Raw genomic sequence first — 13,143 nt, forward strand, 5'->3', positions numbered from 1 at the left:
GGCAGTCATGTGTTTTTAGCGATTGCGGGCACGCTGCCGTGCCACCAGTGTGGAGCAAATTCCGAACGGCGCCGCCAGAACGCTCAAGAAGATGGAGCCCACCGCATAATCCAGCGCGGCGTCCTGCGCGCCGTGCAGACCCCAGGTAACAGCCATCACGAAGAACCAGAGCACCGGGATGAGTACCAGACCCACACCCCACAGGCCCATGATCCGCCGGCTGAGCCGGGACTGGTTCCAGTCGATGTTCACCCCCTGCATGCCGCACCAGCAAAGGGCAATCAGCAGCAGGGTGGCCCAGATAAAGCTGCCCCGTATCAGCTGAAACAGAACGCCAGCCGCCAGAAGCAGCGCGGCAATCCGCCAGCCATTTTTGGGCCGCGTTGTGGCAACTGCCTGCCGGGCCGGGTTTTCCTCCGGCTTCGGCTGCTGATAAATCGGCTTTCGCTCCTGTTTCCCGTTTTCCTGCTGCGCCTGCTCCGGCGCGGGGGCAGGGCCGTTGCGCCAGGCCAGCTCCTCATGGGTAAGCGGACGATCGGGTTCGTTTTTCTGCTCCGGCACAGGCTGTGCCGGGGCAGCATCCACCGCCGCGAAGTCGAACTGCTGGCCCTCCTCCTGCTCGCCCTGACCCAGCTGGATGATTCTGCCCGCCCGGCGCTGGGCCCGACTGGCATACTGCTCCACCGCCTGCTGTTCGGCAGCGCGGCGGGCGGCACGGGCCGCCTTTGCAGCGGCACGGCGGGCCTCGGCGCTGTCTGCCTTCGCAGGGGCGGCGGGCACCGGGGCGCTTTCCGGCTCCATTACCGCCATATTTACCCCCTGACGGGCGGCGCGCATGGCGGCGGTGAAGGCCTTATGCAGGGCATCAAAGCCCTCCGGATCCTCTTCCGGGTGGCAGGTGCGTGTTTTCTGCGCATAGGCGTGCCGGATGGCTGCCTTATCGGTGGTGGGCGCAATGCCCAAAACCTCCCAGATGCTCATAGCGTTTCGTCCTCATCCTCGTCCGGTTCATCGTCCGGATCGTCAAAGCCGGAAAAATCCAGCCCTTCCAGCGAGAGTCCGGCCTCCAGCCGGTCCAGCAGGTCCTTGATGCGGGCACGGGCCCGCAGGATACGCCCGTTCTCCTGGCTGGCCAGTGCCTCGCCGAACAGCTGCACCGCCTGGCCGATGATCTGGCGCTCTTCGCCCAGAGCCTCCTGCCACAGGCGCTCGCCCTTGGCCAGCAACAGACGGTTCTCCTGCTGATCGCGGGGATGGATTTTCAGCCCCTCCAGCTCCTTCAAACGGCGGCGGGCCTGCTCCTCGGTCAGGCCGCTGCCCTGCCCCACCAGCACGGTGCTGATGGTGCGGCCGGTGGTCAGGCTGGTGGCCTCCACCTCCAGAATGCCGTTGATATCATAGGTAAAGCGCACGTCCGCGCCCTCCTTGCCCGCCGGGGCGGCAGGCACCGGAAGATCCAGCTCGCCCAGCTTCTGGTTTTCGCGGCAATACATCTCCTCACCCTGAAACACCTGAATGCGCAGCCGGGTCTGGCCCTCGCTGGTGGTGTAGTACCGCTCTACCTTGCTGGTGGGCAGGGCGCTGTTGCGCTCGATGATGGGGCTCATAAGCAGGTTGTCCTCATCCGCCGGGTTGTACACACCCACGCCCAGGGTAAAGGGGCAGATATCGGTGAGAACCAGCTCCTTCACCTCGGTGCGGCGCTCCTTCATGGCGGCGTACATACCCGCACCCAGCGCCACCACAGTGTCCGGGCTGCCGGGATTGGCCAGCTTCTGGCCCAGCAGGTGGTTTAAGTACTGGCGCACCACCGGCATTTTGCAGCTGCCACCCACCGGCACCACCGCCTGCAGCTCGCTGGGGGAAAGGCCGCTGTCCTTCAGCGCGCGCAAAAGCGGGGTGCGCATGCGGCTGAACAGGGTCTGCGCCTGCTGAATCAGCATCTGGCCGGTGAGAGCCATGGAGCCCTTCAGCCCCTCCAGCTCCAGCACCATCATGGCCACGGGGGCCTGGGTCAGGGTCTGCTTGCACTGCTCGGCCTGCCGCAGCAGAATTGCCCGCTGGCGGGGCTGCAGCGCCTGATAGTCGATGCCGTTTTTCTGGCAGTACATGTGGGCGATGGCCGCGTCGAAATCGTTGCCGCCCAGAGCGTTGTCGCCGCTGACGGCCAGAATATTCACCACATTTTCAAAGCAGTCCACCACCGAAACATCCAGCGTACCGCCACCGAAGTCATAGACCAGAAAGGCCGCGTCGCCCTTTTCCGGGTCGTAGCAGGCCAGGGCGGCGGCGCTGGGCTCGTTGATGAGCCGGTCCACCGTCAGGCCGGCCAGCTGACCCGCCCGCTTGGTGGCGGCCCGCTGGGCATGGTTGAAGTAGGCGGGCACGCTGACCACCGCTTCGGTGACCGGCTCGCCCAGAAAGGCCTCGGCGTCCTGCTTGAGCTGACGCAGCACCAGCGCGGAAAGCTCCTCCGGGCTGTATTCCCGGCCGGCCAGCGTAAACACCCGGTCGGTGCCCATGCTGCGCTTGAACGCGGTGGCGCTGCGCTCCGGGTGGCTGACCAGCCGCTCCCGAGCGGGCGCACCCACCAGCACAGTGCCATCCTCATCGATGCTCACCGCGCTGGGGGTCAAAGTCTCGCCGTAGGCGTTGGGGATCAGCTGGCTGCGGCCGTCCTTCCAGACGGCGGCCAGACTGTTGGTGGTTCCAAGGTCAATGCCAAGAATGGCCATAGGTCGTTTCACTGCCTTCTTTCGATAGAATGGCCGGGGCTGCTTTTGTTGGCAAAGCCGCCCCGGCGTGGCCGCCCATCCGGGCGGCAGGGGTCATTTCAGCCCGATCTGGGCCGCGTATTCCAGAATCAGCTCCCGCTCCAGGAAGGGAGTCTTTTTGCCCATCCGGTCCCGGTAGGTCTCGTGGCCCTTGCCGATCACCGCGATCAGGTCGCCCTTCTGGGCGTGATCCAGCGCGTAGTGCAGCGCGTCCAATCGATCCGGAATCTCCACATAGGGCACGTCCGGGTTGCCCTGGGCGATGCCGATCTTGATGTCCTTGATGATCTGGTCCACCGATTCAAAGCGGTTATTGTCCTCGGTAAGAATCAGGAAATCCGCCTTGCGGCTGGCCACCTCGCCCATGCCGTAGCGGCGCAGGCGACTGCGGTCGCCGCCGCAGCCGAACAGCACCACCAGACGCTTGGGCTCGTAGGCCCGCAGGGTGGTGAGCAGGCTCTCGGCGCCGGCCTCGTTGTGTGCAAAGTCGATGAGCACGGTGAAGTCCTTGCTCACCGGCACCAGCTCCACCCGGCCCTTGACCGAGATGTTCATCAGTCCGTCGTGGATGGCGTCGTGGGGAACGCCCAGCACACGGCCCACCGCGATGGCGGCCAGGCTGTTGTAGACGCTGAACTCGCCGGGCATGTTCACCTTCACATCCATATCCTCCCGGCCGGACACATGGAACCGGATGCCCAGGAAGTTCTCCTCCCGCAGCAGATGCAGCTCGCTGGCCCGGAAGTCGGCCTCGCGGTGCATGCCATAGGTGACCAGCTTACAGGTGTGGCCCGCCAGCAGGGTGCTGCAGTTTTTGTCGTCCACATTCACCACACCCACGTCGCACCGGCGGAACAGCTGGCCCTTCCAGGCCCGGTATTCCTCAAAGCTGGCGTGCTCGCCGGGGCCGCCGATGTGATCCGGATACAGGTTGGTGAATACGCCCACCTTGAAGTGGATGCCGGTGACCCGGTCCATCATCAGGCCCTGGCTGGAAACCTCCATCACCACGCTGTCGCAGCCGGCAGCCAGCATCTCGCTGAACATCTTCTGCAGTTCGTAGCTTTCCGGGGTGGTGTTGACCAGAGCCCGGTTCACGCCGGGATAGGCCACACCATTGGTGCCGATGATGCCGCACTTGTGGCCGCCCGCGTTCATCACGGAATGGATCATGTGTGCGGTGGTGGTCTTGCCCTTGGTGCCGGTCACACCGATGGTGATCAGCTTTTCCGCAGGCCGGCCGAAATAATTGCAGGACAGCAGCGCCAGCGCCCGGCGGCTGCTTTCCACCTGCACCACCGTCACGCCCTGGGGCACCTCGTCCAGCCTGTGCTCGATCACCAGCACCGAAGCGCCCTGACCGGCCACATCCATGGCATAGTCGTGGCTGTCCCGGTTGGTGCCCACAATGCACACGAAGGCCCAGCCGGGCTGTACCTTACGGGAGTCGTAGGCAATATCCACCACCTCGGTGTCCAGGCTGCCCTGCACCAGTGTGTAGTCCAGCCCATTGAGCAGTTGTTCTAATTTCATGGTCAAATGCCCCCTCTGCTTGATTTGGGATCGATGCGCAGCGGGCGCGCCCGGTTCGGGCAGGCCCCTGCTTTTATGTATGCGCCCGGCGGCGCGGCCTTGCCAATTCTGCCGCCGGGGCGATGCTGTGCTCAGCGCTTCACAAAATATTCCTCGTACCAGGTCAGGAACATGAACACGCACCAGATCTGACGCCAGTTGTCCCGCTTTTCGCTCATGTGCTGATCCAGCATTCTGGTCAGCTCGCGGGTATTGAAGAACTTTTCGGCGGATTCGCTCTGGAATTTCTCCCGCACGATGGCCGCATATTTTTCCTCCCGCAGCCAGGCGCGCACCGGCACCGGGAAGCCCAGCTTCTTTTTGTCGGCGGTCTTTTCCGGAATGCTCCGGGCCGCCGCGCCGCGCAGAGCCATCTTGGTGTGCTCCGCGTCCGCCCGGCACTCCACCGGGATGTGGCGCGCCACCTCAAAGACCTCCTTGTCCAGGAAGGGCACCCGCAGCTCCAGGCTGTTGGCCATGCTCATCTTGTCCGCCTTCAAGAGGATGTCGCCCACCATCCACAGGTGCAGGTCGGTGTACTGCATCCGGGTCACCGGGTCCTGCCCGGCGGTCTTTTCAAAATACGGTCTGGAAAGATCCGTCGGTTTTTTGCCGCCGGTATAGTGTTTCAGCAACTGTTTTTTCCGCCGCTCGCCCATCAGGTTGGTGTTGCCGATGTAACGCTCTTCCAGCGGGCGGGAGCGCCGCACCAGGAAGTTTACGCCGTGCACCGGGGGCAGCTGTTCCGCCACCGCGCCGATGGCCCGCCGAATGGGCAGAGGGATATGGTCGTACCAGGAGACGGTGAAAGGCTCCTTGTAGATGTTGTAACCGCCAAAGAACTCGTCCGCGCCCTCGCCGGACAGGCAGACCTTCACCTGCTTGGCCGCTTCCCGGTTCACAAAATAGAGGGCCACGCTGGCGGCATCTGCCAGAGGCTCGTCCATGTGGTACTGGATGCGGGGCAGATTCTCCCAGTATTCCTCCGGCTCGATGCGGTAGGCGTAGTTCTTCACGCCCATGAATTTGCTGAACTCGGCAGCGTAGTCGGTTTCGTCGTACTGCTTGTTGGCAAAGCCCACGGTGAAGGTCTTGTCCACATGGGCAAGGTAGGCCATGTAGCTGGAGTCCACGCCGGAGGACAGGAAGGAGCCCACCTCCACGTCGCTGATCTTGTGGGCGGCCACGCTCTGGCGCATGACCTCTTCCACCCGGCTTTCCCAGTCGGAAAGGCTCTTGCCCCGCTCCGGCTCAAAGCGGGGCTCCCAGTAGCGCTTCACATCCACCTGCCCGGCCTTCCACAGCAGACTGTGGGCGGGCAGCAGCTTTTTCACGCCTTTGAAGAAGGTGTCCTCCCCCGGGGAATACTGATAGCTGAGATACAGCTCCAGCTGGCTCTGGTTCAGCTCCTTTTTGAAGCCGGGATGGGCCAGAAAGCTCTTGATCTCGCTGCCGAAGAGCAGCTCGCCCTCATCGGTAAGATAATAGTAGAAGGGCTTGATACCGAAGTGGTCCCGGGCACAGAACAGGGTCTGCTCGGCCTCGTTCCAGATGGCAAAGGCGAACATACCCCGCAGCTTCGCCAGCATGCCTTCGCCCCATTCCTCGTAGCCGTGGAGCAGAACCTCGGTGTCTGAATGGTCGGTGGAGAAGGTGTGGCCTGCTTCCACCAGCTGGGCACGCAGCTCCATGAAATTGTAAATCTCGCCGTTGAATACCACGGCCAGATTTTTATCCTCGTTGAACATAGGCTGGGCGCCGCCCGCAAGGTCGATGATGGACAGCCGCCGGTGGCCCAGCGCCACCCCGCTGCCGAAATAGCTGCCCTCGCCGTCCGGCCCGCGGTGGGCAATGGCATCCGTCATTGCTTTCAAAATCGCTTCACGCCCGGCGTGCATGCCGGTAAAGCCAACAATTCCACACATGATGTGTTAGTCCTTTCCCTCATACGGGCACAGTTGCCCAATTATTCTTTTATTATACTACATCAATGGCCGGTTTAAAAGCATTGCTTTTGTTTGACAATCCATAAAGAAAAGAAGTAAAATAGAAGGGCTTATGAGCAATACTGATAAGATGAAAGAAATTTGGAAAGTTCAGGTGAAACAAAAACCTATGGAACAGATCCTTCCCGTGCTGCTGGGCAGCGACGCCAACGTTTACGGCATGGCCCGCAGCTTCTATATGGAATACGGTGTGACCAGCCTTGCCATCGGCAAGGGTGCGCTGGCCGCCACCGCCAATTCCAAGCTGGTGAAGATGGCCGTGGTGGAGCCCAATCTGGAGGATGACGCGGTGTTCGTCAAGACTCTGCAGGACTTTGCCGCCGCCCACACCGGCCGTACGCTGGTGCTGGTGAGCTGCGGCGACAACTACACCGGCCTGATGGCCCGCAACCGCTCCGCGCTGGAGGGCCTTTACAGGTTCGCCTGCCCCACCCCCGAACTGGTGGAGCAGCTGGATACCAAGGAGTATTTCTACAAGGCCTGCGAGGCCCACGGCCTTGCCTACCCCAAGACCTTCGGCTGCACCAACCAGAACTGGAAAACCGTGGAGATTCCCTTCGAGTTCCCCTGCATCATCAAGGCCAGCAACAGCGTGGCCTACTGGAACTGCCGTTTCCCCCACAAGAAGAAGGTGTTCGTGGCCTACAACCGGGAGGAATACGAGGCCATCTGCGCGGCCATCTACTCCTCCAGCTATCAGGACAATCTGGTGCTGCAGGAATACATTCCCGGCGACGACAACTGCATGCGGGTGCTGAACTGCTACTCCGGCCGGGATCATAAGGTTCACCTGATGGCGCTGGGCCGCCCCCTGCTGGAGGAACAGACTCCCGAGGGTATCGGCAACTACGCGGCCATTATGTCCATCAAGGACGAGGAGCTGATGGGCCGGATGAAGGCCTTCCTGGAGGACGTGGGCTGGGAGGGCTTCTCCAACTTCGACATGAAGTACGATTCCCGCGACGGCCAGTACAAGCTGTTCGAGATGAACCCCCGTCAGGGCCGGTCCAGCTTCTTTGTGACCGCCAGCGGCTACAATCTGGCCAAATGGCTGGTGGAGGACGTGGTGGAAAACAAGCCTCAGGGCCTGACCATCGCCGACACCCGGCACCTGTGGATGATCGCCCCCGCCGGCATCATCAGGAAGTACCTGAAGGATCAGGAGCTGCTGGCCGAAGTACGCCGGCTGATGAAGGAGGGTAAGGTGACTCACCAGCTGTTCTGCAAGGAGGACTTCACCCTCAAGCGGGCCATCTGGTACGCCAAGAACCAGCTGAACAATTACCGCAAATACAAACGCTATTTCGGCAACAAGAGCCTGCGTGACTGACCGGGCGGAAAGGAAGGCACTATGTGCGGATTTGTGGGCTTTGCCAGTGCAAAGCATGACGCCGAACAGGCGAAACAGACCATCAAGCAGATGGCAGACCTGATCGCCCACCGCGGGCCGGATGGCGAGGGCTTTTATGTGGACGAGCAGGTGGCTCTGGGTCATCGGCGGCTGTCCATCATCGACCTGGAGGGCGGCAGCCAGCCCATGTTCAACGAGGACGGCAGCGTCGTCATCGTGTTCAACGGCGAGATCTACAACTTCATGGAACTGCGCGCCCAGCTGGAAGCCGCCGGGCACACCTTCGCCACCCATTCCGACACCGAGGTTCTGATCCACGGCTACGAGGAATGGGGCAGCGGCCTGCCCGCCAAGCTGCGGGGTATGTTCGCCTTTATCCTGTGGGACAAAAAGAACGAAACCCTGTTCGGCGCAAGGGACATCTTCGGCATCAAGCCCTATTATTATTACAATGAAGGCGGCCACTTTATTTTCGGCAGCGAGATCAAGGGCTTTCTGCCCCATCCCGGCTTCAAGAAGGAGCTGAACGAGGAGCGGCTGCCGGAGTACCTGTCCATCGAATACATTCCCAACGAGGAAACCATGTTCAAGGGCGTGTACAAGCTGCCCGGCGCTCACATGTTCACCTGGAAAAAGGGCGAACTGAAGGTGGAGCGGTATTACGACATCCGCTACCATGTGGACGAGTCCAAGAGCATGGAGGACTGGGAAAAGGCCATCACCGAAACCTTTGCCGAGAGCGTGAAGGTTCACCAGATTGCGGACGTGGAGGTGGGCTGCTTCCTCTCCTCCGGCGTGGATTCCAGCTTTGTGGTGAACGAAGTGGCCAAGGGCACCCCCAAGGTAAAGAGCTTCAGCGTGGGCTACGAGGAGGAAAAATACTCCGAGCTGCCCTATGCCCAGGCCTTCAGCAAGGAGATCGGTGTGCCCAGCATCGCCAACAAGGTGAGCGCCGACGAGTTCTTCGAGGCCAACAAGACCATCCAGTGGTATCTGGATGAGCCCATGCCCAACCCCAGCGAGGTGCCGCTGTATTTCCTGACCAAAAACGCCGCCCGTTATGTGAAGGTGGTGCTGTCCGGCGAGGGCGCCGACGAGCTGTTCGGCGGCTATCCGCTGTATTGCGCGGCCCATCACTTTGAGGAGTACGAACACAAGACCCCCCGTTTTCTGCGCAAGGCCGCGGGCGCGGTGGCCGGTGTTCTGCCGGACTTCAAGGGCAGGAACTTTTTGATGCGTGGCGCAAAGGAGCCTTGGCAGCGGTGCATGCGTGCGAACTATGTGTTCGCCACCCCCGCCGAGCGGGACAAATACCTGAAAAAGCAGTACCACAAAAAGACCCCCGAGGAGTTCTTCAAGCCCTACTTTGACGCTTCGGCCGGTCTGGATGAGCCCACCCAGCTGCAGTGGGTGGACATCCACACCTGGATGCTCTACGACATTCTGCTGAAGGCGGATCGGATGAGCATGGCCAACAGCCTGGAGCTGCGGGTGCCCTTCCTGGATCGTGAAATGCTGGAGCTGGCGCTCTCCATCCCCGCCCAATACCGGTCCAGCAAGACCGAGACCAAGATCGCGCTGCGCCGTGCAGCCCTCAAGCAGCTGCCGGAGAGCGTGGCCAAGCGCAAGAAGCTGGGCTTCCCGGTTCCGCTGAACGACTGGCTGCGGCAGGATAAATACTATGCCATGGTGCGTGAGAAGTTCGAGGGCGAGGTGGCCGAAAAGTTCTTCAATGTACCCGAGCTGCTGCGCCTGCTGGACGAGCACAAGAGCGGCAAGAACGGTGGCATGACCCAGATCTGGAGCTTCTACAGCTTCATTCTGTGGTATGAGCAGTTCTTCGTGCTGCGCTGATCGTTTTCCATTTCAGTCAAACAAAAAAAATCCCCGGGGAGCGCTCCCCGGGGATTTTTCTATCTTGTTTTACAGCCGTTCACGGCTGCCTTTGAACTCAGGCCAGGATGGGCTTGAGGGCGGCGGCCAGGGCATCCTTCTGGGCCTGGGCCTCTTCCACATTCTTGCCCAGAGTGGTGAAATAGGTCTTGATTTTGGGCTCGGTGCCGGAGGGACGAACCACCACGGTGGCGCCGCCTTCCAGCGCGTAGATCAGCACATTGGCTGCGGGCAGGTCGATGGCCTCGGTCTTGCCGGTGGCCAGCTCAGTGCGGGTGCGGGCCTGGTAGTCGGACACGGTGACCACCTTGTAGCCGGCAAACTCCGTCGGGGGCTCCTGACGCAGCTTCTGCATGATGCCGGCCATCTTGTCCATGCCGGACAGGCCGGGGAACTCGTAGCTGTCCACCTTGTTCAGGTAGCGGCCGTATTCCGCATAGATGCGGTCCAGCTCTTCCTTGATGGAGGAACCGATGCTGCGGTAGTAGGCAGCCATCTCGCAGATCAGCATGCTGCCGATAACGGCGTCCTTATCGCGCACATAGCTGCCTGCCAGATAGCCGTAGCTCTCCTCGAAGCCGAAGATGAACCGCTCCACCTGACCGGCGGCTTCCAGGCGGGCAATCTGGTCGCCGATCCACTTGAAGCCGGTGAGCACGTTGCGGCACTCCACGCCGTAATGGGCGGCAACCACGTCCGCCAGCGGGGTGGATACGATGCTCTTGACCATAACGGGATCCTTGGGCATGGTGCCGTTCTCGATGCGGGCCTTGCAGATGTAGTCCAGCAGCAGAACACCCACCTCGTTGCCACTCAGCAGCTCATAGCTGCCGTCCTTGCAGCGCACGGCGATGCCCACACGGTCGGCGTCCGGGTCGGTGGCCAGCATCAGGTCCGCGCCGGACTTCTCGGCCAGCTCCAGACCCAGACGCAGCGCCTCGAAGATCTCCGGGTTGGGATAGGGGCAGGTGGGGAAGTTGCCGTCCGGATCCTTCTGCTCGGGCACGATGGTGATATCGGTGATGCCGATGTCGCCCAGAACACGGGTTACAGGAACCAGACCACTGCCGTTCAGTGGGCTGTAAACCAGCTTCAGGCCGGCAGTCTTGCACAGACCGGGGCGCACGCTGCGGCTCTCGATGGCCTGATACAGAGCCTCGTAGCAATCCTCACCCACATACTCGATCAGGCCGGCGGCCATGCCATCTTCAAAGGACATGGTCCTGGCGCCGCTGAGCACGTCGGTCTTCTGAATCTCGGCGTAAACCACATCGGCAGCCTCGTCGGTCATCTGGCAGCCGTCCGGGCCATAAGCCTTGTAGCCGTTGTATTTGGCAGGGTTGTGGCTGGCGGTGACCATGATGCCCGCATTGCAGTTATAATAACGGGTGGCAAAGCTGAGTGCGGGAACAGGCATCAGAGCCTTATAGATGCGTACCTTTACGCCGTTGGCGGCCAGCACCTCGGCAGCAGCTTTCGCAAACACATCGCTCTTGATGCGGCTGTCGTAGCTGATGGCCACAGTCTGGGTGCCGCCCTGGGTCTTGACCCAGTTGGCCAGGCCCTGGGTGGCCTGACGAACCACATACACATTCATCCGGTTGGTGCCCGCGCCGATCACGCCGCGCAAACCGGCGGTACCGAACTTCAGCGACACGGCGAACCGGTCCTTGATGGCCTCGTCGTCATCCTTTACGCTTTCCAACTCGGGCTTCAGATCCGGGTCATCCAGATCGAACGCCAGCCAGCGCTCGTACTCATTTTTATACATTGCACACACCTGCTTTTTGTTTATTTCGACACTTTTTGTACAAAGTATCTATCAACATTATTCTAATAGAGTCTGTTCGAAATGTCAATCGAACCGTTTCTTTTTGTGAAAGAGAACAAGTTCAGCACTTTAAAATGCTGCATTCTTCACAGAAGCTGTGCCTTGTGCATTTCTCCTGCTGGAAGTATACTAGAAAGGAACTGAAAATTTTGAAAAAATGGAGCGTGTGGCATGTTTGCAAAAGTAAACAGCTTTGGCGTGCGGGGCCTGGCGGGCTTTGCCGTCACAGCGGAAGCGGATATCAGCGGCGGGCTGCCCCAGCTTTCCATCGTGGGCCTGCCGGACAGTGCGGTCAAGGAAGCAGCGGACCGGGTGCGCAGCGCGGTAAAGAATCTGGGGTTTGCCTGGCCTACCAGCCGGATCACCGTGAATCTGGCCCCGGCGGACGTGCGCAAGACCGGCCCCCTTTACGATCTGCCGGTATTTCTTGCTCTCCTGTGTGCCGCCGGGCAGCTGCCTGCCCCTGGGGCCCATCAGGCCTTTATCGGTGAGCTCTCGCTGGACGGCATGCTGCGGCCGGTGCAGGGCATTCTTCCCATGGCGCTGGCGGCGGCGGAATGCGGCGTGACCGAGCTGTTCGTTCCCGCTGAAAACGCAGCAGAGGCCGCCACCGCTGATGGAGTAACCGTTTACGGGGCCCACACCGCCCGGCAGGTAGCGGATCATCTGCGGGGCGAAGCACAGCTGACCGCCGCGGACTGCCCGCCTTTTCTGGGGCAGACGCACACCGAAGGTCTGGATTTTTCCGACGTGCGCGGCCAGCTGATGGCCCGGCGCGCACTGGAAATTGCAGCCGCAGGCGGGCACAACGTGCTGCTCATCGGCCCGCCGGGCACTGGCAAATCCATGCTGGCCCGCCGTATGCCGGGCATCCTGCCTCCCCTCACCCGGCCGGAGGCGGTGGAGTGCACCAAGATCTATTCGGTGGCCGGGCTGCTGCCCGGAGGCAGCGGTCTTTTGACCCAGCGCCCCTTCCGCAGCCCCCACCACAGCGTGAGCGCCCCGGCTCTGGCAGGCGGCGGAGCCCAGATCCGCCCCGGCGAGGTGAGCCTTGCCCACAACGGGGTGCTGTTTCTGGATGAACTGCCGGAATTTCAGCGGGACGCGCTGGAGGTGCTGCGCCAGCCGCTGGAGGACGGCGTGGTTACCATAAGCCGGGCCTCCGGCAGTGCCACCTACCCCAGCCGCTTTGTATTGATTGCCGCCATGAATCCCTGCAAATGTGGCTATTTCGGCCATCCTACCCGGCCCTGCACCTGCCCGCCCAGCGCGGTGGAGCGGTACCGCCAGCGGATTTCCGGCCCGCTGCTGGACCGGATTGATCTGCATGTGGACGTAAGCCCCGTGGCCTACGATGAACTGAGCGCCGAGGAGCCGGGCGAGTGCAGCGCCGCCATTCTGGAACGGGTGCTTGCCGCCCGGGCCATCCAGCAAAGCCGCTTTGAAACCACCGGCGTTCTGTGCAACGCCCACCTGCCCAGCCGGGCCCTGCGTCAGGTGTGCCGGTTGGACGACGCGGCCGCTGCCACCCTGCGGGCCGCCTTTGACCGGCTGGGGCTTTCCGCCCGGGCGCACGACCGCATTTTAAAAGTAAGCCGCACCATCGCGGATCTTGCAGGCAGCAAAACCATTGGAGCAGTACATGTGGCCGAGGCGCTGCAATACCGCAGTCTGGATCGGAAATACTGGTACGACAGATAAGCTGGCATGCCGAAC

General features: G+C 61.6%; 8 protein-coding genes. 3 read left to right on the forward strand and 5 right to left on the reverse strand.

The window, feature by feature from the left end:
- Window positions 1-15: 15 nt before the first annotated feature.
- From ACESYO_RS04050 to asnB (ACESYO_RS04065), 4 genes are all read right to left on the reverse strand, one after another.
- Window positions 16-981, reverse strand: a complete 966-nt coding sequence (locus ACESYO_RS04050; protein WP_373209390.1) for a hypothetical protein — start codon at window positions 979-981, stop codon at window positions 16-18.
- The gene (locus ACESYO_RS04055) at window positions 978-2,747 is read right to left on the reverse strand and encodes an Hsp70 family protein (protein ID WP_283127975.1); all 1,770 of its coding nucleotides are present in this window, start codon (window positions 2,745-2,747) and stop codon (window positions 978-980) included. Before ACESYO_RS04055 ends, ACESYO_RS04050 begins: the two co-directional genes overlap by 4 nt.
- An 81-nt stretch (window positions 2,748-2,828) precedes the next feature.
- Window positions 2,829-4,307, reverse strand: a complete 1,479-nt coding sequence (locus tag ACESYO_RS04060) for a UDP-N-acetylmuramoyl-L-alanyl-D-glutamate--2,6-diaminopimelate ligase (protein WP_346672006.1) — start codon at window positions 4,305-4,307, stop codon at window positions 2,829-2,831.
- A gap of 131 nt (window positions 4,308-4,438) precedes the next feature.
- Entirely contained in the window at window positions 4,439-6,271 is a 1,833-nt protein-coding gene (gene asnB / locus ACESYO_RS04065) for an asparagine synthase (glutamine-hydrolyzing) (protein ID WP_373209391.1), read from the reverse strand.
- Between the two features lie 190 nt (window positions 6,272-6,461).
- Here asnB (ACESYO_RS04065) and ACESYO_RS04070 point away from each other — a divergent pair, with 190 nt between their 5' ends.
- Window positions 6,462-7,682, forward strand: a complete 1,221-nt coding sequence (locus ACESYO_RS04070) for a carboxylate--amine ligase (RefSeq protein ID WP_373209392.1) — start codon at window positions 6,462-6,464, stop codon at window positions 7,680-7,682.
- A 21-nt stretch (window positions 7,683-7,703) separates the two neighbouring features.
- Window positions 7,704-9,557: an asparagine synthase (glutamine-hydrolyzing) gene (gene asnB / locus ACESYO_RS04075; RefSeq protein WP_373209393.1), complete on the forward strand. Its 1,854-nt coding sequence runs from the start codon at window positions 7,704-7,706 to the stop codon at window positions 9,555-9,557.
- 97 nt (window positions 9,558-9,654) lie between these two features.
- On the opposite strand, the gene ACESYO_RS04080 is transcribed toward asnB (ACESYO_RS04075), so the two are convergent.
- The gene (locus ACESYO_RS04080) at window positions 9,655-11,367 is read right to left on the reverse strand and encodes a phospho-sugar mutase (RefSeq protein ID WP_373209394.1); all 1,713 of its coding nucleotides are present in this window, start codon (window positions 11,365-11,367) and stop codon (window positions 9,655-9,657) included.
- 231 nt (window positions 11,368-11,598) lie between these two features.
- On the opposite strand from ACESYO_RS04080, the gene ACESYO_RS04085 reads away from it, so the two are divergent.
- Window positions 11,599-13,128, forward strand: a complete 1,530-nt coding sequence (locus ACESYO_RS04085; protein WP_373209395.1) for a YifB family Mg chelatase-like AAA ATPase — start codon at window positions 11,599-11,601, stop codon at window positions 13,126-13,128.
- Window positions 13,129-13,143: the final 15 nt, after the last annotated feature.

Source organism: Allofournierella massiliensis, from assembly GCF_964241245.1.
In the GTDB taxonomy this organism is placed as follows: Bacteria; Bacillota; Clostridia; order Oscillospirales; family Ruminococcaceae; genus Allofournierella; species Allofournierella massiliensis.

Coding starts and splice junctions, on each gene's coding strand:
- ACESYO_RS04050 (WP_373209390.1), bottom strand. CDS start 981: ATGAGCATCTGGGAGGTTTTGGGCATTGCGCCCACCACCGATAAGGCA.
- ACESYO_RS04060 (WP_346672006.1), bottom strand. CDS start 4,307: ATGAAATTAGAACAACTGCTCAATGGGCTGGACTACACACTGGTGCAG.
- asnB (WP_373209391.1), bottom strand. CDS start 6,271: ATGTGTGGAATTGTTGGCTTTACCGGCATGCACGCCGGGCGTGAAGCG.
- ACESYO_RS04070 (WP_373209392.1), top strand. CDS start 6,462: ATGGAACAGATCCTTCCCGTGCTGCTGGGCAGCGACGCCAACGTTTAC.
- asnB (WP_373209393.1), top strand. CDS start 7,704: ATGTGCGGATTTGTGGGCTTTGCCAGTGCAAAGCATGACGCCGAACAG.
- ACESYO_RS04080 (WP_373209394.1), bottom strand. CDS start 11,367: ATGTATAAAAATGAGTACGAGCGCTGGCTGGCGTTCGATCTGGATGAC.
- ACESYO_RS04085 (WP_373209395.1), top strand. CDS start 11,599: ATGTTTGCAAAAGTAAACAGCTTTGGCGTGCGGGGCCTGGCGGGCTTT.